Consider the following 19,694-nt stretch of genomic DNA (forward strand, 5'->3'; position numbering starts at 1 on the left):
CCTAGGGCTCCAGCACGACCTTGATGCAGCCGTCTTCCTTCTTCTGGAACGTCTCGTACATCTCGGGCGCACGCTCGAGCGGAACGCGGTGCGTCGTGAGGTCCATGACACCGAGCGGATCGCTCGAATCCTCGACCAGGGGCAGGATGTCATCGATCCAGCGCTTGACGTTGCACTGGCCCATGCGCATGCTGACCTGCTTGTCGAAGAGTGTCTTCATCGGCAAGATGTCCGCGTCGCCCGCATACACACCACTCAGCGAGACCGTGCCGCCACGACGGACGATGTCGATCGACGCGTGCAGCGCCGCCATCCGGTCGAGCCCCGCCTTCTCCATGAGAGGTCGTGCCACCGCGTCGGGAAGCAGCCCGATCGCGCTCTGCGCGGCGTGCACGCCCGGATTTCCGTGCGCCTCCATGCCCACGGCGTCGACAACCGCGTCGGCCCCGCGCCCGTCCGTGAGGTCGCGGAGCTCGTCGACGATGGTGTCGGTGAGATCGTAGGTCAGCGCGCCGTGACGCTCGGCCATAGCCCGGCGTTCCGGCACCGGGTCCACGGCGAGCACCCGGAAGCCGTGGTGCACACCCACGCGCGCCACGAATTGCCCCACGGGTCCGAGACCCATGACCGCCAAGGTGCCGCCGTCGGGAACATCGGCATACTCCACGCCCTGCCACGCCGTGGGCAGGATGTCGCTGAGGAACAAGTAGCGATCGTCGGGAAGCTCGCTGCCGACCCGGATGTGGTTGTAGTCCGCGTGGGGCACGCGCAGGTACTCGGCCTGCCCGCCCGGCACCTGGCCGTAGAGCTTGGTGTAGCCGAACAGCGCGGCGCCACTTCCGTACTCGCGCACCTGCGTCGTCTCGCACTGCGACTGCAGCCCGCGGCGGCACATGAAGCAGTGCCCGCACGAGATGTTGAAGGGCACGACGACGCGGTCGCCCACGGCGAGGTTGCTGACCTCGGAGCCGACCTCGACGACGACGCCCATCGGCTCGTGGCCGAGGATGTCACCGCGGCCGAGGAACGGGCCGAGCAGTTCGTACAGATGCAGGTCCGAGCCGCAGATGGCTGTGGAGGTGATCTTCACGATCGCGTCGGTGGGGAATTCGATGCGGGGGTCCGGGACCTCGTCTACCGACACGGATCGCTTGGCCTGCCAGGTGAGCGCCTTCATGATTCCTTCCTTCGCACAACGGGTATCGATGAGTCCCCCACGTTCGCTGCTGCAAAAAGACTTGGCCAGGCGGTTGCGTCGACGGACTGGGGCAGCGACAATCCCCCGCGCCCGAGTCGGAGCACCGAACGGGCGCGACTCGCCGTCGCCTCGCGCGGCCAGCGGCGAGTCGCGGCCGCTAGACCCGCACCTCACGTGTCAACCCCCGCACGCACCCGCGCAAAGCGCGCAACAATCGAGTACCGCCCTGATCCGGAATGAGGATGATGTCTCGCAACGTCCGCGTCATGCACTGCCCGCCCGAAGCCGTCTTCCGCGTGCTCGAGGACGGTTGGCTCTACCCGGCATGGGTCGTCGGAGCATCCCGTATGCGCGATGTCGACGGCCCGTGGCCCGAGGCAGGTGGCCGTCTGCACCACTCCGTCGGAGTCTGGCCCGCGCTCATCGACGACGAGACCGCATCGCTGGAGTGGAACCCGCCGCACCGCATGGTCATGCGGGCCAAGGGCTGGCCGATCGGTGAGGCCCGAGTGACGATCGACGTCAAACCTCGGGATGAAGGATGTGTCGTCCGCATCCAGGAGCACGCCGTTGCCGGTCCCGCGACGCTCATTCCCCGCCCGATCGCCGACGCGATGCTGCGCTGGCGGAACAAGGAGACGCTCCACCGCCTCGCCTACTTGGCGGAGGGCCTGAGTTCCTCGTCCGAAGAGTCCACCGCGGACGAAGAGGGCACGGGCGCCGTCGACGGCGACACCGACCCGCGCGGCGGCGATTCGGCGTGAGTGGGACGCGCGGGGTCAGCGGCTCAACCGAGGTCGATGCGGTCATCGTCGGGGCGGGCCCGAACGGACTTGCCGCGGCGGTAACGCTCGCTCGCGCGGGGCTCTCGGTGCGTGTCTTCGAGCGTGCAGACCGTGTCGGCGGCGGCAGCTCCTCCCGCGAATTGACTCTGCCCGGTTTCCTCCACGATGTCTGCTCGGCGGTGCATCCGCTCGCTTTCGAGTCACGCTTCTTCCGGGAGTTCGACCTCGCCGGCCGCGTCGAGTTCTACACACCGGATGTTTCGTTCGCCCACCCTCTCGACGGCGGCGCCGCGGCAATCGCCTATCGCGACCTCGAACGCACCCGCGAGGGACTGGGATCGGATGGCGCGGCGTACGCGTCGCTGATGGGACCGCTCGCCACTCGGTCCGGCCACGTCGCCGACCTGACGGGCAACTCGCTGCTGCGGGTGCCGACGAGCCCCGTCACGGCACTCGCGTTCGCCGCCGCGACACTCGAGCAAGGCACTCCGGCCTGGAACGCCCGGTTCCGGGGCGACGCCGCGCCCGCACTCCTGACCGGCGCGGCGGCGCACACCTCGCTCCCCCTGCCGAGCCTCGCCTCGGCGGGCGCGGGACTCGCGCTCACCGCATACGCCCACGCGCGAGGCTGGCCGATCCCGCGCGGCGGCAGCCAGGCAATCGCGGACGCGATGCTCGACGACATCCGGGCGCATGGCGGCATCGTCGAGACGGGCGTCGAGATCACCAGCCTCAACCAACTGCCGCGAGCCCGAGTGACGATGCTCGATCTGACCCCACGCGCGCTCGTCGCCCTCGCGGGTCCGCGTCTGCCCGACCGCTACCGTCGAGCGCTCGCGAACTTCCGGTACGGCAACGCCTCGGCCAAGGTCGACTTCGCGCTCTCCGAACCGGTTCCGTGGACTCATCCGGACGTGCGTCGTGCCGGCACGGTGCACCTCGGCGGCTCGCGTGCAGAGATCGCCGCCAGCGAGAACGAGGTTGCGAACGGACGTCTGAGCGGACTGCCGTATGTCCTCGCGTCGCAGCCCTCGATCTTCGACGACACCCGCGCGCCCGATGGCATGCACACCCTGTGGACGTACACGCACGTGCCGGCCGGCAGCACGGTCGACCGCGCCGAAGCCGTGATTCGACAGATCGAGCGATTCGCGCCGGGATTTCGGGACACGATCGTCGGCATGTCGTCGTGGACCGCGGCGGATCTGCAGCGGCACAACCCGAATTACCCCGGAGGAGATATCGCGGCGGGAACGCCGGACCTGTTCCAGCTCATCCGTCGCCCGGTGCTCAGCACCGATCCGTGGCGCACCCCGCTGCCCGGCGTGTACCTGGCCTCGGCATCCGTCGCCCCCGGGCCCGGCGTGCACGGACTCGGGGGCTGGCTCGCCGCGCGGAGCGCCCTTCGCCACGAGTTCGGGCTCGAGGCCTGGCCGGACCTCTCGCTCGGCGCCTGAGCGCGACGGCTGCGCTCGCGCCGATAGGCTTCGGCGTGTGGATGAGATCGAGAACTTTGCAACACAGCTCGAGAAGCTGACGGGCGATCCGCTTGCGGATGCCGTGCAGGGTCATGTGATGATCGCGTCGGTCTCCGAGCCCAGCGGCCGCGCCCGGTATCAGGCGTGCACACTCGAGATCGTGGGCGAAGCACCGGGTATCCCGCCCGTCCGCGTGACGACGGAGGTTGTCACATCGCAGAAGCATTGGCCTCGCGTCGGCGAGGTCCTGCCGGCCCGGATCTCGACTTCTCAGCCCGAGCGGATGGACATCGACTGGGACGCACTCGCGCGAGACTGAATCTGCCCTCACCTCGACCTCAGCCGAGCGCCGCAATCGGCACGAGCGTCACATCGCGCAGCACGCCTGCGTCCACGGTGAGCGTCATCATCGTGCGGTGCGGCTGGCGTCGACGATCGGTCGGTGAGCCCGGGTTCAGCAGGCGAAGACCGCCCGGCGTGACGGTGTCCCACGGGATGTGGCTGTGCCCGAAGATCAGGACGTCGGTGTCGGGGAACGAAGCATCCGCCCACGCGTGACGACGTTTCGCGTCGCCGGTCTCGTGGATGACCGCGAACCGCACGCCCTCGATCTCGCGTCGTGCGATTTCGGGGAGCCGTGCGCGCAGGTCGGCGCCATCGTTGTTGCCGTGCACACCGATCAGCTCGCCGTGTTGTGAGAGATCGTCGAGGACGGAGACTTTCGTCCAGTCCCCGGCGTGAATGATCAGGTCGGCGGCGTCAGCGGCCACCCGCACCTCGTCGGGAATGCCCCGGGACCGATCGGGCACGTGCGTGTCCGAGATCAACAGCATCCGCGTCGCCATACGTCGACGCTACGCGGTCGCTGCCGGCGGCCGGTCGGCACCGACGACGCCGGCGAGCGCCGAGCCATCACCCAGTTTGCTCGCGCTGATGACGCTGACCCTGCCGTTCGTCTCGAGCACGACGGCCGCGACATCTGCGATGTCTCCCGTTCCGGAGCTGCGGATCGCCTGCAGCACCTCGGACTCGGCGAGCCGTGCGCGCCGCAGGGCATCGGGCCGCACGGCGCCGTCCGAGAAGAGCAACATCGGCTCCGAGGTCAGGAAGCGGCGAGCCCCGCGCCAGTGCGAAGAGATCCACGCGATGGCGAATTGCAGGGCGGCGATCAGGGCGAACGCCGTCGCGCCGTCCGCCCACGACACCGTGGAGCTGAGCAACGCCGTGGCGAGAATGGACCCGAGCGCAACCGTGACCACGAAGTCGAAGACGTTGAGCTGTGCGAGCGTGCGCTTGCCGGAGATCCGCAGCACGACGATGACCGTGACGTAGGCCGCCGTTCCGAGAACCAGGATGCGTCCGAGATCGGACCAGGAATCGAACCACATGCGTGTCGCCTCCGTTCGGTGAGGGGGTTGGCATGCTCCAGAGTTCCGAAAAACTGCAGGCGGCGCACGGGGGTTGCCCTCGATCCCGGGCCGTGCTTCACACCGAGCGGTAGACCTCTACGGATTCCGGACGCTGCTGCGCGGCAAGCACGAGGGCCAGGATGCCGAGGCCCAGGGTGCCGGCGAGGCCCGCAAGCGTGCTCATCAGCACGTAGAGATCGGCCAGATTCGCGATCGCATCCGAACCGAGAGAGACGAACACGATCTGTGGGACCGCCCACGCAAACGCCTGGAAACCCAGAATCACCAGCGGCGCCCAGCACCATGGGGCCGGCACGACACCGGCGCGGCCGATTTGCGTTGCGGCGACGAGGGCGGCGCCCGTCTGTACGACCAAGGCCACGTACGCGTAGGTCGTCCACGCCCCGAAGGTCGATTCGTCCTGCGAGAACACCAGGTTGGCGGCGGTGTCGACGAGCGGCCACACAGCCACGATCGCCATGGTGACCACACCGAGTGGCCGGCGAGCGACGACACTCCCGTGCGCTGAGGTCCCGATGGCGAACAACAGCACCGCGGCGGCGTAGATCACCCCCGTGACGATCACCATCATGTTCCAAGCCGAGAACGGACCGAATCCTCCCGGCAGGCTCGTGCGCAGCATGCCGAGCACGCCGCAGGCGATGAGCCCGACGCCGCCGATCATCCAGGTTCGTCGTCGATCACGCATACGACCAGGGTAGTCACGGCCTACGCGGCGCCGCATGCGCCCGGAGGCACGGCGCCGCGCGGTGCGTTGGTCGTGGCGGCGGTAATTCTCAAAGGAATATCGAGCTCGTGGGGCCCAAGAACCGCGCTTTTCGGACCCGGAGAGCCCGACACTCCTTTCAGAATTACGGCGTCCGGACCCCAGCAGGACCATGCGCCCGAATCGACCGACGGATGCGTCAGGCCGTGCGCACGCGCCTCCGCACGACGATTGCAGTCAGGCCGGCGAGCATCAGCAGGAGCGCGATGCCGAGCGCCGAGCTGTCCGCGCCCGAACCGGTCTCGGCGAGCGAGCCGTTCGTGACGATCCGGATGCTGGTCCAGCCGAGCAGTTCGCCGTCCGCCGCGTAGACGGCCAGACGGTGCATCCCGAGCGTCGCGTTCGCCGGAATGGTGACCGTGATGCGTCCGGCGCTGTCGAGCGTGCCCGACGCGATCTGCACGGGCGTCGAGTACATCCAGACCGTGACCGACGTGCCGGCGTTCTGCGCTCCCGTGTTGATGCTCACGCGCCCGCCCGGCTCGGCGGACATCGGTGCCGTGACGTCGCCGTTGTTGGCCTCGACCAACTGTTCACCGGCGAGCGGCGCCCCAGATCCCGTCTGCGGCAGACCGGGCGTTCCGGGGGTGCCGGTGCCCGGGTTGCCTGCGCCCGGGTTCCCCATGCCCGGGTTCCCCATGCCCGGGTTCCCCGCGCCCGGGCCTCCCGGGGTCCCGGGATCCACGGCGCCGCCAGGAACCGTGCCGGTCCGCAACGACCCCGACGGTTCGCCGTCCTTGAGCCACCAGGCGGCTCGGGCGAACCCGGCTACAGACGAGGGCGCCGTCGCGAACCCCTCGTTGTTGCCGTTCGGCATGCTCCCCGGGCGGGCGAAGTGCGCGATCGAGGGTTCGGCCGTGCCGTTGAGCGTGATCTGTGCGGCCGTGCCGTCACACCCGTCGTCGCACACTGCCCAGAGCACATCGAGCACCGTGTCGTAGTCGAGCGCCATGACTCCGCTGAGGCCCGGGTCGAGCGTTGCGACGAGCTTCGATGTGCCGTCGGAGTTCAACGCGAAGGCGAACACGCCGCCGCCGTCCTCGACCGCGACGAAGAACAGCCCGTCGCCGTGGCCCGGGTAGCGGCTCGGGTCGTAGGTCTTCTTCGTGTCGTCGTCGACCAGGCCCGTCAGATCGCCGTCGGCAACCCACTCGACCGCCTCGATGCCGAGGTTCGCTCCGACGCTGGGCAGCTGTGCCGTGAGGTCCCATTCCTGGGTGGCCACGACATCCGGTCCGGGCGCGTTCGGGTCGACCCGCAGGACGACGTTCTGGTTGACGCCCTTCGCGCTGTTGTCGCGCTCGGAAGCGAGGTACACCCAGCCTGCGCCGCCCACGGTGATGCCCTCCGTATCGGGGCCGGCCGCCGAGGGGTTCGACGCGTCGCGCTCGAACCGGGCGCGTTTGCCATCCGCCCAGCCGTCCGCGAAGGTCACGGACCCGTTCGCCCCGACCTTCAGCTTCCAGAACGTGCCCGTGCCGTTGTCGACCGCCCAGAGGAGGGTTCCCTCCGACGTCGCCTGGGTGTCGAGTCCCGAGCTGTCCACGAGGAACATGGGCGCCTCGTCGAGGACGGTGACATCGGCCGACCCCGGCCAGGCTCCGACCGGGATCTCGCCGACACAGACGTTTGCGGCGCCCTTGGTCGACTCATCCGTGACGGCGAATGGACCGGATGTGTCGGGGCAGCGCCCCCACGTGGTCGCAGCGTGGTCGGCACCCCAGGTCGTGGAGTCGCGCAGCGCGTCACCCTCGAACAGCCGGACCGTGTCGTCCTTTCCGAGTCCGAAGCCCAGGGTCTCGCCCTCGATCACGAGGTAACCGAAAGCGGGGATCGTGGTGTCGGCCGGGATCTCGTATGCGTGGGTGTCGTCGTCGTCCTTCACGACGATTCCACTGACGTCGAGCGGGGTCGAGGTGGGGTTGACGAGCTCGATCCAGTCGCCGGGCTCACCGCCATCCGATTCGACCTCGTTGATGCGCACGGGGTTGCCGCACGCGTTCAGCAGACCCTTTGTCGAGACGCCGAGGTCGACGAAGTCACCGACACCATCCGCGCAGCGGGCCCAGACACCCTTCGCGTGCGCGGGATAGGCGTTCTCGGCGACCGTCACGTTCTGCGCGTTCCGCAGGGTGACGGTGTCGCCGCCACCGAGCCCGAACACGAAGTTCTTCGGCTGGTCGAAGACGAACAGCGCACCGGGCGCCAGCGTCGTGCCGGAGGGCAGCGGCGTCGTCTCGGCCGCGTGGCCCACGGGGTCGCTGTCCATGACCGACCAACCCGAGAGGTCGACCGCAGCCGAGCCCATGTTGATGATCTCGATCCAGTCGGTGGTGTCGCCGTTCGACTCGATCTCGTTGATCTGCACATCGGGCAGCACACACGAGTTCGCGGCCCCGGGCGTCGGGTAGGCGAGCACGAACGGACCCACACCATCCGGGCAGCGAGCGAGCGTCGCAGCCGCGGCATCCCCATCGATCGCCGCGTGTGCCGACCACGGCTCCGAGTCGTCGATCATCATGCCCTGGGCATCGTAGAGGCGGATGCGGTCGGCGCTGCCGATTCCGACGGCGGCCGTGAACAGGCTCGGGGCGCCACCGGATAGACCGCTCGTCGTCTCGTCGACCACGAGGTACTCACCGCCCCCGATCGAGGCGCCCACCGGGAACTGCCAGCGGTGGTCGTCGGAGTTGTCGCGGATCTCGTACCCCGAGATGTCGAGCGTCTCGGTGCCGGGGTTGTAGAACTCGACCCAGTCGGCGGGCTGCGAATCGATCTCGTTGATCAGGATCGAGCCGGGTTCGACGATCGTTGCGCAGTCGTTCGCGGCGCCGGGCGTGGCGACGGTGGCGGGCGCCCACGCATCCGTCCCGTCGGGGCAGCGCGCCCAGACGGCGAGCGGCGCGGTGTTCTCGTACGCGTACGCGTCGACCTCCGTGCCCGAAGCGTCGTACAGCACGACCTCGTCCATCTTGCCCAGGCCGAAGGGAAAGTCGGTGTCCTTGACGAGCAGGAGGAATCCGCCCGCCGCGATCGTCGTGCCCGTCGGCAGGGTGCCGAACTCGTCACGCTTGTCGTCCGAGACCCGCCAACCGGCCAGGTCGACGGCCTCGGCGCCGCGATTGAAGAGCTCGATGCGGTCGGAGTAGCCCGAGACCTCGTCGTAGTAGATCTCGTTGACGACGACATCGGATGCCGTGGGCTCCGGGTCCGTCGAGCCCGACGGCTCCGGCTCCGGGTCCACGACCACGAACGTGTTGACGGCGCCCTTCGTCGGCTCGCTCATCAGCGCCCATTCGTCGGCGTCGTTCACACCCCACGTCGTCGCGGCGTGAGCTGTCCACGCGTATTCGTCGACCAGAGCCTCAGAGGCATCGAACAGGCGCACAGAGTCGCCGCCACCCAGCCCGAAGTCGAAGTTGCCGACGTTGTCCTTCAGTTCGTCGAGCACGAGGAATGCTCCGGGTGCGGCGGTCGTCCCGGTAGGGAACGTATAGACGTGCGTGTCGTCCGAGTCCTTGACGACGTAGCCATCCAGCATGATCGGTGCATCGCTCGGGTTGTAGAGCTCGATCCAGTCACCGGGAGCACCGCCCGAGGACTCGATCTCGTTGATGCGGATGCCGGGTTGATCGGCGACTGCGGCGGACGGAACGGCGACGATGACGGCACCGGCGGCGACGCCGAGTGCGCACACCATCGTGGCCGCGAGTCCGGAAAGCATGCGGGGCATGAGGCTCCTGATAAAGGCGAGAGGGGGTCCCGTCCACACCATCGACACCGCCTATACGGTCAGCGACCGCCCGTTGTCCTCCGGGTGAACGCTGGGTGACCCGCAGTCGCGCGGGGTGAACGAACCGGCATCCGCGTGGAGGGCGGCTGGTGGTAGCGTGAAGGCTCGGCCGAATGAGAGGGGATGCGCGATGCGAGAGCTCTTCGCCGCGTTCCTCAGCCTCGTTCTGCTTGCGTCGGGAGTCACCCCCGCACTGGATTCCGGTGCGACGATCGGTCTCGTCGTCATCATGATCGCGGCCGTCGCAACACTCGCGACACTCGCCCATCTGGTTCGCCTTGACGCATCCGGACCCGGCACGCACATCCGCCCGGACGGGTCGATCGGCATCGCCACGACACCGGCGCAGAGTGATCCGGATGCCGCGGGCCACTCCCGCCCTCGAGCCCCGGGACTCGCGGCCTCGGCCGCATAGCCCTCGGTAGCACGCCCCCGTCCCACGGGGTGCTTCGCCGACGTCTGTCGCGGCCATACGCCGCCTACCCAGACTCGACGATCGGAACCTCCGTGGACCTTTTCGCCCTGCCCCCGCTCGCCGCCACTCTCGACGCCGTGTACGCGGCGATGATGTGGCTGACCGACCTCCTCCAACCCGTCGCGGGCGACACAGCTGCCGCCGCCGCGATCGTGCTCCTGACCTTGATCGTGCGCACGGCGCTGATCCCGGTGGGCATCTCGCAGGCGAAAGCCGAGCAGACGCGGGCCCGTCTCGCCCCGCGCCTGCGCCAGATTCAGAAGCGCTACACAACTGACCGAGAGCGCCAACAGCGCGAGATGATGAAGCTCTACGCCGACGAGAACACCTCGCCCTTCGCCGGTTTTCTGCCGGTGCTGGCGCAGGCTCCCGTGGTGGGCATCATCTACGCGCTGTTCCTCCGCGCCTCGATCGCGGGCCATCCGAACGCTCTCCTGACGGAGCAGCTCGCGGGTGTGCCGCTCGGAACATCGGTCTTCGGATCGCTCGGCACATTCGATCCCTCAACCGGGGTCGTGTTCGGGATCCTGATCGCGATCGTGTGCGTGGTGGCCGAGATCACGCGCCGCGCGTTTCGCCCGCGCGTCGCAGCGGCGGAAGCTGCGGAAGCGGATGCTTCACCCCTGACATCCGTCGGCGCGCAACGCGTGATCGGGCTGCTGCAGTACGCGACCGCCGTCGTGCTGCTGTTCGTACCCCTCGCCGCGGCGCTATACCTGACGATGACGGTCGCCTGGACGCTGGTTCAGCGCCTGTTCCTGCGCCGCCGCTATCCGCTGCCGCAGGTGTAGCCGCGGCGTCCGTCGTCGAGCCCGCCGGTTCTCGTCGAGCCCGCCGGTTGTACACCGCGCACAACCGCCGGACTCGCCAGCAACCGGCGGACTCGGCGCGAGAGCGTCGCGCTCAGGATGTCGCGGACCCGGCTCCTCAGAGGTCTTCGGGCGACAGGTCGCCCTCTCCCTCGTCGCCGAGGTCGGCGATGAGAGGGCTCTCGCCCTGGGACTCCGGCTGGTCGAGCCCGGCACGAACATCCGTCGCGGGAATGTCGTCGTCATCCGCCGGGATCTCTGCAGGATCGGCGCCCGTCGCGGTCGCGGGTTCCGCGAGCGGAGCCCGGGTCTCGATGAGCCGGCCATCCCATTCCGCCTGTGCCGGATCGGCGTCCGGGTTCGGAGCCATCGAGGTGCCGTTGTCGCTGAGCGGCTGATGGGGCACCGAGGTGCCCGCGTCATCCGTCATGCCGTTGTTCGTCATGTCTTCTTCCTTCTCTTCTCGAGTCCGGCGACGCTTGCTACGCGAATTCGTCCGCTTCGGGACCGACGTCGTCCAGCTCGGGCGCGTTCGGGTCCTCCTGCCCCATACCCGCGGCATCGATCGCCGGGGCGGCCTCGCCATCCCGCGGTCCGGTCGTCTCTGGGTCTGCGATCTGCTGTTCTTCCGCGGGGTCTCGCGTGTCCGACATGTCGGTTCCTTCCGATAGGCGAACACCGAGCGTCGCATCGGAGCGGATGCCTCGCGCCCGGGTTGACGCGAGCCCGGTTCCGCAGTACCCGGTGCCGCACCTTGTACCGCGGGCCCCCGCCCCCGCGAGTGCGCAGCTTGCGCGCGAATACACGGCCTCCGCACGGCGCCGAAGTCGTGCACTGGGGGCTATCCCGTACGCTCGGCGGCAAACACGCCGTGGCCGGGTGCACAACGTGCTGCCCCCGAGTCATCGATAGTGTGCGGGCATGGAAACCGAATCCCAGATGGGCACCACGCGCTACCGCGTCTACATGATCATCGGCGTCATCGCGGCCCTCGGCTTCATCGCCACCGGAATCTGGGGCATCGTCGGCAGCAACGAACCCCGCTTGGGGTGGATCATGCTCGTCGCGGGCGCCGCTATCGGCGTGCTCTCGGTCGTGCGACTCCGCTCGGCCTGAGCGCTCAGCGCCCGACGACGTACACGTTGTCGAACAGGCGCGTTTCCGTTGTCGGGGATCGGCGCGCCGTCGACCACGAGACCGTAGGTTCCCGCGGGACCCGAGACTTTCATCCCGCCGGCCCCGCACCCGATGACCCAGTCCTGGTCATTGGGATAGACCAAGAGGGACACGCCTTCCCCGTTCGCGCGCCGTCCCACCCAGAAGCCGACGCCGTCGTTCTCGCCGGCAAACCGAGCCGAAGACGGCTCAATACCATTGTCCCGAGCCAGGATCACGGCCCGCATCTCGTCACTCGCCTCGACGTCGCGATCCAGTATCGAATATGACGTCCCCATCCACGATCAGCCGCTCAGCAAGAGCATCGCCGCCAGCGACGCGAGGACTACGCGCGGAGTTCGTCTCATCCATCGACTCCAACACATCGCGCACCCAGAGCAAGCACGCCACTTCGCTCAGCGCCCGGTAGCCTGGGCAGCGCCCTTCCGGCATCCGCGACGACGAAAGGCGAACGGTGAACATCACGCTCCTCCGCCGATTCGTGGCGCTGACCGCTGAAGACCTGCACGCCCCACGCACGGCGCAGGCGCTCGGCATCCCGCTCGCATCGCTGTACACGTCGATCGACAAGCTCGAGGCAGAGGTCGGGCATCCGATCGTCACCCGCAGCAAGTCCGGATGGACGCTCACACCCGCCGGCAAGCTCCTCCTTGTCGAGGCGAAGCAGCAGATCGCGCACGCCCCCGCGCCCGCGGCCAAGACGGGCGGGCCCGCGGGCGGCAAAGCGAAGGCATCGAAGGGCAAGGGCCGCGCGCCGGTCGTCAAGGGCGAGCCGAAGCCGTTCAAGAAGCGACAGGGTCGTTAGTCAGGACGCCGGTTCGAGCCATCCGGATGCCGCGGGCGCTGCTGTCTTTACAGCTCGGTGACCCGGCCCGACTCGACCCGCCAGTGCCGATCGGTCTGCACGGTATCGAGCATCCGACGGTCGTGCGTCACCAGCAGCAGCGTGCCCACGTATGACTCCAACGCCTTTTCGAGCTGCTCGATCGCCGGCAGGTCGAGGTGGTTGGTCGGCTCATCGAGCACGAGCAGGTTTATGCCCTGCGCCTGCAGCAGCGCCAGGGCAGCCCGCGTGCGCTCGCCCGGTGAGAGCTCATCCACCGCCCGGTTCACGTGATCGGCCTTCAGCCCGAATTTCGCGAGCAGGGTGCGGACCTCTCCCGACGCGAGGGAGGGCACGAGTCCCTCGAACACATCCGCGAGCGCCCGGGTGCCGGTGAGAAGCGAACGCGCTTGGTCGATCTCGCCGACCTGCACGTTCGCGCCCACGCTCGCGGAGCCCTCGTCGGGTGCCTGCCGCCCCAGCAACGCCCGAAGCAGGGTGGACTTGCCGGCGCCGTTGGGCCCGGTGATCCCGACCCGCTCCCCCGCGTTGACCTGCAACGACACCGGCCCGAGGGTGTAGGTTCCCTGCCGGAACACCGCAGAGTTCAGCGTCGAGACGACGGTACTGGAGCGCGGTGCAGCGCCGATCGTGAATTCGAGCTGCCATTCTTTGCGCGGCTCATCGACTTCGTCGAGCTGCGCGATCCGGCTCTCCATCTGGCGCACCTTCTGCGCCTGCTTCTCGCTGGACTCGGTGGCGGCCTTACGTCGGATCTTGTCGTTGTCCGGTGACTTCTTCATCGCGTTGCGAACGCCTTGGCTCGACCACTCCCGCTGCGTGCGAGCGCGCGACACGAGGTCTGCCTTCTTGTCGGCAAACTCGTCATACTTCTCGCGCGCATGGCGTCGCACCGTCTCGCGCTCCCCGAGATAGGCGTCATACCCACCTCCGAAGACGCGGTTGGATGCCTGGGCGAGGTCGAGCTCGAGCACGCGCGTCACGGAACGAGCGAGAAACTCGCGGTCGTGGCTGACCAGCACGACTCCCCCACGCAGCCCCCGAACGAATGCCTCCAGTCGTTCCAGACCGTCGAGGTCGAGGTCGTTCGTGGGTTCGTCGAGTAACACGATGTCGAAGCGAGAGAGCAGCAGGGCGGCGAGCCCGACGCGGGCCGCCTGCCCGCCCGACAGGGATGTCATGAGGGCCTGACCGACGGATGTCTCGCCGGGATCGAGGCGCAGGTCGAGCCCCAGATCGGCAAGCACGACGGGGATCCGTTCGTCGAGATCGGCCGCGCCGCTCGCCAACCAACGGTCGAGCGCCGCCGAGTAGACATCCGCCGGATCCGCGTCGGTGCCGGTCGCGGGAGCGGGGTCTCCCAGAGCGGATGCCGCGGCATCCATCGCCGCCGTGGCCTGCGCGCACCCCGTGCGGCGGCCGATGTACTCGGCGATCGTCTCGCCCTCGACCCGCTCGTGCTCCTGCGGCAGCCAGCCGACGAAAGCGTCGGCGGGAGCCAGCGAGACCGTGCCGGCCTGGGGCTCGTCGATGCCCGCCAGCAGCCGCAGCAGGGTGGACTTGCCCGCGCCGTTCGCGCCGACGACGCCGACGACGTCGCCGGGCGCGACGGTCAGGTCGAGGTTGTCGAAGAGCGTGCGGTGGCCGTACCCGCCGGCCAATCCGCGCGCGACGAGTGTTGCGGTCATGGTTCGATTTTGCCACCCGGGCGGGACCCACCCTCACCGCGAGGGTCCCGCTGGGACGCTACGCCGAAAGCCGTGGGTAGTCCGTGTAGCCCTCGGCGCCCGCACCGTAGAACGTGGCCGGGTTCGGCTCGTTCTCGGGGTGACCACCCTGCCACCGCTCGACGAGGTCGGGGTTGGCGATGGCCAACCGCCCGACGGCGACCGCATCGGCGGAACCCTGCGCGACGAACTCGATGGCCTCATCCTTCGTCGTGAGCTTTCCGAACCCGCTGTTTGCGATGAATGTGCCCCCGAAGTCGGCACGCAGCGCCTGCACGAGATCACCGGCCGGCTCGGCGTGCAGAACGCTCAGGTATGCGAGACCCAGGGGCGCGAGGCCCCTCACGACAGCCTCGTACGTGGCCTTCACGTCGTCGGCATCCGTCTCGAATACGTCCTGGATGTTGTGGGCCGGCGACAGTCGGATTCCCACCCGCCCAGCGCCAACAGCATCCGCGATCGCCGAAGTCACCTCGACGACGAACTTCGCACGCGCCTCGGGCGATCCGCCATACGCGTCCGTGCGCTGGTTCGAGACCGGCGAGAGGAACTGGTGCAGCAGATATCCGTTTGCCCCGTGCACCTCGACGCCGTCCAGACCTGCGTCGATCGCACGAACCGCGGCGGCGACGATCTCGTCGCGGACCTGTGCGAGTTCATCGGTCGTCAGCGCGTGCGGCACCGGGTAGGGCTTCTTCCCGAGGGGCGTACGCACCTCGCCCTCGATCGCGATCGCACTGGGCGCGACGATCCGCGAGGTCCCGGTGATGTCTGTGTGTGAGACGCGGCCGCCGTGCATGAGCTGCATCACGATCAGCCCGCCCTCGGCGCGCACGGCATCCGCGACGGCACGCCATCCCGCGGCCTGCTCTTCGGTGACGATCCCCGGCTGGCCGGGGTATGCCCGCGACTCCGCCGTCGGGTAGACGCCCTCCGTGATGATCATGCCGAGCCCAGCCCGCTGCGCGTAGTGTTCGGCGACAAGAGCTCCAGGCACGCCATCCTCGCCGGAACGGGTGCGGGTGAGCGGCGCCATCACGACACGGTTTGCCAACGCGAGATCGCCGGCGGTCAGCGGGGAGAACAGATTCACAGGTGGAGCCCTTCGACAAGAAGCCGGGTCACGATGTGCGAACCGACCTGACCGGCAACGAGGCATCCGGTCGTGATATTCCCCGCCCGCGATGCCCGTTTGCGTCCAAGACGCAACCCCCAACGCGGTCGAGTACACCCGCGTACCGTCGATGACATGACACGGGACGATCTGGACGGCTGGGTGCGCGTTCGCGGCGCCCGCGAGCACAATCTGAAGGATGTCGAGATCGACATCCCCCGCGACGGCATGGTCGTCTTCACCGGCGTCTCGGGGTCGGGAAAGTCGTCGCTGGCGTTCGGCACGCTCTACGCCGAGGCTCAGCGACGCTACTTCGAGTCCGTCGCGCCGTACGCCCGTCGGTTGCTCAACCAGGTCGGCGCCCCGGACGTGGACGAGATCACCGGGCTCCCGCCCGCCGTCGCCCTGCAGCAGCGCCGGGGCGCGCCGAGCTCCCGCTCCACCGTCGGCACGATCACCACGCTGTCGAACCTGCTCCGCATGCTCTATTCACGCGCCGGCACGTATCCCGCCGGAGCGTCGCACCTCTCCGCCGAGGCCTTCTCGCCCAACACCGCGTCGGGCGCGTGCCCGCGCTGCCACGGCCTGGGCACGGTGCACGACGTCACGGAAGAACTTCTGGTTCCCAACGACACCCTGAGCATTCGCGAGGGCGCGATCGCCGCGTGGCCCGGCGCCTGGCAGGGCGCGAACCTGCGCAGCATCGTGCGCGGACTCGACATCGACATCCAGAAGCCGTGGCGAAAGCTCCCCCGCAAAGATCGCGACTGGTTGCTGTACACCGACGAACAGCCGTCCGTCTTCATCGAGCCCGAAGAGGGCCGCGTCGATCACGGCTACTACGGCAAGTTCTGGAGCGCACGGGCGCACGTCATGCACGTGCTGGGGCAATCGCAGAGCGAGCGGATGCGCGAGAAGGCCATGCGCTTCGTTCGCAGTATGCCGTGCCCGGAATGTGAGGGCAGCGGCTTGCGTCAGGACGCGCGAGCCGTGACGTTCAACGGACTGTCCATCGGTGAGATGAACGCCGTTCCTCTGGCTCAGCTCGCGACACAGCTCCGAGCGGGCGCGGACGCGGCGGTCGCCGCTGGAGACGGGGAGGCGGCCGAGCGGATTGCGACCGATGTCATCTCGCGGGTCGAGGTTCTCCTCGATCTCGGCCTCGGTTACCTGAGCCTCGGCCGCAACTCCACAACGCTCTCGCCCGGCGAGGCACAGCGCCTGCGCATCGCGACGCAACTGCGCTCGGGACTCTTCGGCGTCGTGTACGTGCTCGACGAGCCCTCCGCGGGTCTGCATCCCGCCGACGCGCAGCCTCTCCTGCGCGTCTTGGAGCGGCTCAAGGACTCGGGAAACTCGCTGTTCGTCGTCGAACACGACCTCGACGTCATCCGTCGCGCCGACTGGGTGGTCGACATCGGGCCCGCTGCCGGGGAGGGCGGCGGACACGTGGTCTACTCCGGTCCGGTCGAGGGTCTCCGTGAGGTCGACGCGTCCGTCACCGGTCGCTACCTGTTCGATTCGTCGGCGCGCGAAGATCGCGCGGCCCGCTCACCGAGGGGATGGCTGCACCTGCGCGGTGTGTCGCTGCACAACCTGCGCGAGGTGAACGCGGACATCCCCCTCGGCGTGATGACGGCGGTCACGGGAGTGTCCGGGTCGGGCAAGTCCACACTCGTCACGCGGGTGCTCGCGCAGGTGGTCCGCGATCATCTCGGGGGCGAACCCGACGAGTCAGACGACGCGATCTTCGACATCGAGGTCGAGGATGCGACGGGTGTCGACACCTTCGACCGCTTGGTCGTCGTCGACCAGCGACCCATCGGCCGCACGCCCCGATCGAACCTCGCGACCTACACCGGCATGTTCGACGTCGTGCGCAAGCTCTTCGCGGCGACCGACGAGGCCCGATCGCGCGGCTACAACGCGGGGCGGTTCTCGTTCAACGTCGCGGGCGGCCGATGCGAGACCTGCCAGGGCGAGGGCTTCGTCTCGGTCGAGCTGATGTTCCTACCCGGGACATATGCTCCCTGCCACACGTGTCACGGCGCGCGCTACAACGCCGAGACACTCGAGGTCACGTATCGCGACAGGTCGATTGCGGATGTTCTCGGGATGACGGTCGCGGATGCCGGGGAGTTCTTCTCGGACTCAGCTCCCGCCGCGCGCAGCCTCGAGATGCTGCGCCAGGTCGGCCTCGGCTATCTGCGCCTCGGTCAGCCCGCGACCGAGCTGAGCGGCGGCGAGGCGCAGCGTATCAAGCTGGCGACCGAGTTGCAGCGCGCGCACCGCGGTCACGCGCTGTACCTGCTCGACGAACCGACCTCGGGCCTGCACCCGGCCGACGTCGAACTCTTGCTCGGGCAACTTCAGCAACTCGTCGACGCGGGCAACTCCGTCGTGCTGGTCGAGCACGATCAGTCAGCGATCACGTCCAGCGATTGGGTCATCGACATGGGGCCGGGCGGCGGAGACGCGGGCGGCACCGTCGTTGCAACCGGCACGCCCAGCGAGATCGCACGGGGCGACGGCGCAACGGCCTCACACCTGGCGGAGTGGATGGCCCGAATTCGCCGGGTCTGACCGGCCTGGCCGGGCCCGATCCGGAGGAGCGCTTCAGTCCCAGTCGAGGTAATCCTCGATGGCCCAGGACGTCGCGCCCACGTGGGTGGCGGGGAACAGATGTCCACCGCCCTCGATCGGGACGACACTCACGAGACCCGGGGCGGATGCCTGCAGCGCCTCGCCGTTCGCCGGAGGGGTCACGTCATCCTCGGTGCCCTGCACGACGAGCACCGGCAGTCCGTCGGCGAGCGGCGGGGCCACATCCGCCGCCTCGACGCCGAGCAGCAGCACGCCATTGACCCGAGCGTGGTGATCGAGCGAGACGCGACGCGCGACCGACCCGCCGAACGCGTGACCGCCGACCCAGGCGTCCTCGATGCCGAGGTGGTCCATCACGTCGACCACGTCCTGGGCGAGGTCACGCGCCGCCCCGCCCATGGCATCCGTCTTCTCGGCGGAGTCGCGCAGGCCGATCCGGACGACGCGGAAGTCTTCCTGCGCCACCGAGTGGGCCAGCGAACCCAGCGCGTCGATGTCCGCCCCGCGATCGGCGATCAGCGCGAGTGCCGGCCCGTCTCCCTCTACGGCGAAGGGAATCGCGCGGCCGTCGGGTTCGAAGATCTGGGTCTGGGTCATCGTCGTGGCTCCTCTGTTTCCAGCTACCCAGGGTATCGCCGAGCGCGACGACGAACCGCCCGTCGTGTGTCCGCGTCAGCGTTGGTGACGGATGCCGAAAAGGTAGTACGCGGCGGGGCCGATCCAGTTGACCAGGATCACCGGGATCCAGACCGGCTTGGGGCCGAGCACCTCGTCCGCGTCCCGCCGGGCAAGATCCCAGAACGCCAGGAACGCGAACACCACCTGAAGGACGCCCGCAACGGCCATCCCCACCTTGGCTCCCGCCGAAACCGCCTTGACCTCAGCGAGTACCTTGACGCCTTGGGAGAGGACTTCTTTGGTCTTGGCCGTGTCGATTTTGGCCATGTCGATCTCCTTCGATGGCGCGGTTCGTGGGGGTAGGTCCCACCGTAGTCCGCGGGTCGCCGTCGCACTGGGGCTTGACTTACCTGCGGATCGCGGTATGCGCGCCGCCTGACAAACCGGACACCATGCCAGCAGACATCGACGAGTGGGAAGCGTCCGTCGCAGACGTGTGGGAAGAGTCCGACTCCCTCAGCCGCGATGAGGCTGTCGCGGCCATGCAGGAGTTGGCTGACGCGTGCCCGGCGGGCGACGGCCGGGGCGCTTTCGAACTCGCGGTGCAGTACGGATCGACCCTGCGCAATTTCGGCCGACTCGACGAAGCCATCGCCGTCTTGAGCGCCGCCCCCACCCACGAATCGACGGGCTCGGCACCTCGTGTCGTGTTGGCTCTGGCGCTTCATAGCGCAGGCCGCAAAGACGAACCGCTCCGGGTGGCCGTCGAGGCGCAAATCGACGCGATGCCGCAATATCAGCGCTCGATGCGCAACTATGCCGCCGCGCTAACCGAGCCAGCGACTCCAGCCGACCCGAGTGCCCCATAGGGCGGCAT

At 68.6% G+C, this 19,694-nt stretch carries 20 protein-coding genes; 9 read left to right on the forward strand and 11 right to left on the reverse strand.

Annotated elements, in window-relative coordinates:
• Position 1: 1 nt before the first annotated feature.
• Positions 2-1,177 carry an alcohol dehydrogenase catalytic domain-containing protein gene (locus ACT9TC_RS03910; protein WP_458042120.1) on the reverse strand — a complete coding sequence of 392 codons (1,176 nt, stop codon included), beginning with the start codon at positions 1,175-1,177 and terminating at the stop codon, positions 2-4.
• Positions 1,178-1,443: 266 nt separating this feature from the next.
• On the opposite strand from ACT9TC_RS03910, the gene ACT9TC_RS03915 reads away from it, so the two are divergent.
• Genes ACT9TC_RS03915 through ACT9TC_RS03925 form a run of 3 tightly spaced genes read left to right on the forward strand, consistent with a single transcriptional unit; the run spans position 1,444 to position 3,780 of the window.
• Positions 1,444-1,962 carry an SRPBCC family protein gene (locus ACT9TC_RS03915; RefSeq protein ID WP_458042121.1) on the forward strand — a complete coding sequence of 173 codons (519 nt, stop codon included), beginning with the start codon at positions 1,444-1,446 and terminating at the stop codon, positions 1,960-1,962.
• Complete coding sequence (locus tag ACT9TC_RS03920; protein WP_458042122.1) at positions 1,959-3,440, forward strand: phytoene desaturase family protein; 1,482 nt, start codon at positions 1,959-1,961, stop codon at positions 3,438-3,440. The genes ACT9TC_RS03915 and ACT9TC_RS03920 overlap by 4 nt, the downstream gene beginning before the upstream one ends.
• 37 nt (positions 3,441-3,477) lie before the next feature.
• Complete coding sequence (locus ACT9TC_RS03925) at positions 3,478-3,780, forward strand: hypothetical protein (protein WP_458042123.1); 303 nt, start codon at positions 3,478-3,480, stop codon at positions 3,778-3,780.
• Positions 3,781-3,799: 19 nt separating this feature from the next.
• Here ACT9TC_RS03925 and ACT9TC_RS03930 read toward each other — a convergent pair whose 3' ends face one another.
• The 4 genes from ACT9TC_RS03930 to ACT9TC_RS03945 all read right to left on the reverse strand — a co-directional run bounded on the left by ACT9TC_RS03930 (position 3,800) and on the right by ACT9TC_RS03945 (position 9,390).
• Complete coding sequence (locus ACT9TC_RS03930; protein WP_458042124.1) at positions 3,800-4,306, reverse strand: metallophosphoesterase family protein; 507 nt, start codon at positions 4,304-4,306, stop codon at positions 3,800-3,802.
• A 9-nt stretch (positions 4,307-4,315) separates the two neighbouring features.
• Positions 4,316-4,849 (reverse strand): DUF421 domain-containing protein, encoded by a 534-nt coding sequence (locus tag ACT9TC_RS03935; protein ID WP_458042125.1) that lies wholly within the window; start codon positions 4,847-4,849, stop codon positions 4,316-4,318.
• Between the two features lie 97 nt (positions 4,850-4,946).
• Positions 4,947-5,579 carry a hypothetical protein gene (locus tag ACT9TC_RS03940; protein WP_458042126.1) on the reverse strand — a complete coding sequence of 211 codons (633 nt, stop codon included), beginning with the start codon at positions 5,577-5,579 and terminating at the stop codon, positions 4,947-4,949.
• 217 nt (positions 5,580-5,796) lie between these two features.
• The gene (locus ACT9TC_RS03945; protein WP_458042127.1) at positions 5,797-9,390 is read right to left on the reverse strand and encodes a lamin tail domain-containing protein; all 3,594 of its coding nucleotides are present in this window, start codon (positions 9,388-9,390) and stop codon (positions 5,797-5,799) included.
• Positions 9,391-9,580: 190 nt separating this feature from the next.
• On the opposite strand from ACT9TC_RS03945, the gene ACT9TC_RS03950 reads away from it, so the two are divergent.
• Together ACT9TC_RS03950 and ACT9TC_RS03955 are read left to right on the forward strand one after the other, a co-directional pair.
• Positions 9,581-9,865: a DUF6412 domain-containing protein gene (locus ACT9TC_RS03950; RefSeq protein WP_458042128.1), complete on the forward strand. Its 285-nt coding sequence runs from the start codon at positions 9,581-9,583 to the stop codon at positions 9,863-9,865.
• A gap of 92 nt (positions 9,866-9,957) precedes the next feature.
• Positions 9,958-10,716, forward strand: a complete 759-nt coding sequence (locus tag ACT9TC_RS03955) for a YidC/Oxa1 family membrane protein insertase (RefSeq protein WP_458042129.1) — start codon at positions 9,958-9,960, stop codon at positions 10,714-10,716.
• A 136-nt stretch (positions 10,717-10,852) separates the two neighbouring features.
• Here ACT9TC_RS03955 and ACT9TC_RS03960 read toward each other — a convergent pair whose 3' ends face one another.
• Positions 10,853-11,179 carry a sugar ABC transporter ATPase gene (locus ACT9TC_RS03960; RefSeq protein ID WP_458042130.1) on the reverse strand — a complete coding sequence of 109 codons (327 nt, stop codon included), beginning with the start codon at positions 11,177-11,179 and terminating at the stop codon, positions 10,853-10,855.
• A 37-nt stretch (positions 11,180-11,216) separates the two neighbouring features.
• Entirely contained in the window at positions 11,217-11,387 is a 171-nt protein-coding gene (locus tag ACT9TC_RS03965; protein WP_458042131.1) for a hypothetical protein, read from the reverse strand.
• 268 nt (positions 11,388-11,655) lie between these two features.
• Here ACT9TC_RS03965 and ACT9TC_RS03970 point away from each other — a divergent pair, with 268 nt between their 5' ends.
• A complete protein-coding gene (locus tag ACT9TC_RS03970; RefSeq protein ID WP_458042132.1) occupies positions 11,656-11,850 on the forward strand; it encodes a hypothetical protein in 195 nt (64 codons plus the stop codon).
• A gap of 514 nt (positions 11,851-12,364) precedes the next feature.
• Positions 12,365-12,715 carry a LysR family transcriptional regulator gene (locus ACT9TC_RS03975; RefSeq protein WP_458042133.1) on the forward strand — a complete coding sequence of 117 codons (351 nt, stop codon included), beginning with the start codon at positions 12,365-12,367 and terminating at the stop codon, positions 12,713-12,715.
• Positions 12,716-12,762: 47 nt separating this feature from the next.
• Here ACT9TC_RS03975 and ACT9TC_RS03980 read toward each other — a convergent pair whose 3' ends face one another.
• Both ACT9TC_RS03980 and ACT9TC_RS03985 read right to left on the reverse strand, forming a co-directional pair.
• Positions 12,763-14,442 (reverse strand): ABC-F family ATP-binding cassette domain-containing protein, encoded by a 1,680-nt coding sequence (locus ACT9TC_RS03980; RefSeq protein ID WP_458042134.1) that lies wholly within the window; start codon positions 14,440-14,442, stop codon positions 12,763-12,765.
• A gap of 58 nt (positions 14,443-14,500) precedes the next feature.
• The gene (locus ACT9TC_RS03985) at positions 14,501-15,574 is read right to left on the reverse strand and encodes an alkene reductase (RefSeq protein WP_458042135.1); all 1,074 of its coding nucleotides are present in this window, start codon (positions 15,572-15,574) and stop codon (positions 14,501-14,503) included.
• Between the two features lie 156 nt (positions 15,575-15,730).
• Here ACT9TC_RS03985 and uvrA point away from each other — a divergent pair, with 156 nt between their 5' ends.
• Positions 15,731-18,178 (forward strand): excinuclease ABC subunit UvrA, encoded by a 2,448-nt coding sequence (uvrA, locus tag ACT9TC_RS03990; RefSeq protein WP_458042136.1) that lies wholly within the window; start codon positions 15,731-15,733, stop codon positions 18,176-18,178.
• 33 nt (positions 18,179-18,211) lie between these two features.
• On the opposite strand, the gene ACT9TC_RS03995 is transcribed toward uvrA, so the two are convergent.
• Together ACT9TC_RS03995 and ACT9TC_RS04000 are read right to left on the reverse strand one after the other, a co-directional pair.
• Positions 18,212-18,796, reverse strand: coding sequence for an alpha/beta fold hydrolase (locus ACT9TC_RS03995; protein WP_458042137.1), 585 nt, complete (start codon positions 18,794-18,796; stop codon positions 18,212-18,214).
• Between the two features lie 75 nt (positions 18,797-18,871).
• Positions 18,872-19,144, reverse strand: coding sequence for a PLD nuclease N-terminal domain-containing protein (locus tag ACT9TC_RS04000; protein WP_458042138.1), 273 nt, complete (start codon positions 19,142-19,144; stop codon positions 18,872-18,874).
• A 125-nt stretch (positions 19,145-19,269) separates the two neighbouring features.
• Between ACT9TC_RS04000 and ACT9TC_RS04005 the strand changes: the two genes are divergently transcribed.
• Positions 19,270-19,686 carry a tetratricopeptide repeat protein gene (locus ACT9TC_RS04005; protein ID WP_458042139.1) on the forward strand — a complete coding sequence of 139 codons (417 nt, stop codon included), beginning with the start codon at positions 19,270-19,272 and terminating at the stop codon, positions 19,684-19,686.
• Positions 19,687-19,694 lie beyond the last annotated feature (8 nt).

This window comes from Microbacterium sp. HM-570, assembly GCF_054165885.1.

Coding starts and splice junctions, on each gene's coding strand:
- ACT9TC_RS03910 (WP_458042120.1), bottom strand. CDS start 1,177: ATGAAGGCGCTCACCTGGCAGGCCAAGCGATCCGTGTCGGTAGACGAG.
- ACT9TC_RS03915 (WP_458042121.1), top strand. CDS start 1,444: ATGTCTCGCAACGTCCGCGTCATGCACTGCCCGCCCGAAGCCGTCTTC.
- ACT9TC_RS03930 (WP_458042124.1), bottom strand. CDS start 4,306: ATGGCGACGCGGATGCTGTTGATCTCGGACACGCACGTGCCCGATCGG.
- ACT9TC_RS03935 (WP_458042125.1), bottom strand. CDS start 4,849: ATGTGGTTCGATTCCTGGTCCGATCTCGGACGCATCCTGGTTCTCGGA.
- ACT9TC_RS03940 (WP_458042126.1), bottom strand. CDS start 5,579: ATGCGTGATCGACGACGAACCTGGATGATCGGCGGCGTCGGGCTCATC.
- ACT9TC_RS03945 (WP_458042127.1), bottom strand. CDS start 9,390: ATGCCCCGCATGCTTTCCGGACTCGCGGCCACGATGGTGTGCGCACTC.
- ACT9TC_RS03950 (WP_458042128.1), top strand. CDS start 9,581: ATGCGAGAGCTCTTCGCCGCGTTCCTCAGCCTCGTTCTGCTTGCGTCG.
- ACT9TC_RS03960 (WP_458042130.1), bottom strand. CDS start 11,179: ATGACGAACAACGGCATGACGGATGACGCGGGCACCTCGGTGCCCCAT.
- ACT9TC_RS03965 (WP_458042131.1), bottom strand. CDS start 11,387: ATGTCGGACACGCGAGACCCCGCGGAAGAACAGCAGATCGCAGACCCA.
- ACT9TC_RS03970 (WP_458042132.1), top strand. CDS start 11,656: ATGGAAACCGAATCCCAGATGGGCACCACGCGCTACCGCGTCTACATG.
- ACT9TC_RS03980 (WP_458042134.1), bottom strand. CDS start 14,442: ATGACCGCAACACTCGTCGCGCGCGGATTGGCCGGCGGGTACGGCCAC.
- uvrA (WP_458042136.1), top strand. CDS start 15,731: ATGACACGGGACGATCTGGACGGCTGGGTGCGCGTTCGCGGCGCCCGC.
- ACT9TC_RS03995 (WP_458042137.1), bottom strand. CDS start 18,796: ATGACCCAGACCCAGATCTTCGAACCCGACGGCCGCGCGATTCCCTTC.
- ACT9TC_RS04000 (WP_458042138.1), bottom strand. CDS start 19,144: ATGGCCAAAATCGACACGGCCAAGACCAAAGAAGTCCTCTCCCAAGGC.
- ACT9TC_RS04005 (WP_458042139.1), top strand. CDS start 19,270: ATGCCAGCAGACATCGACGAGTGGGAAGCGTCCGTCGCAGACGTGTGG.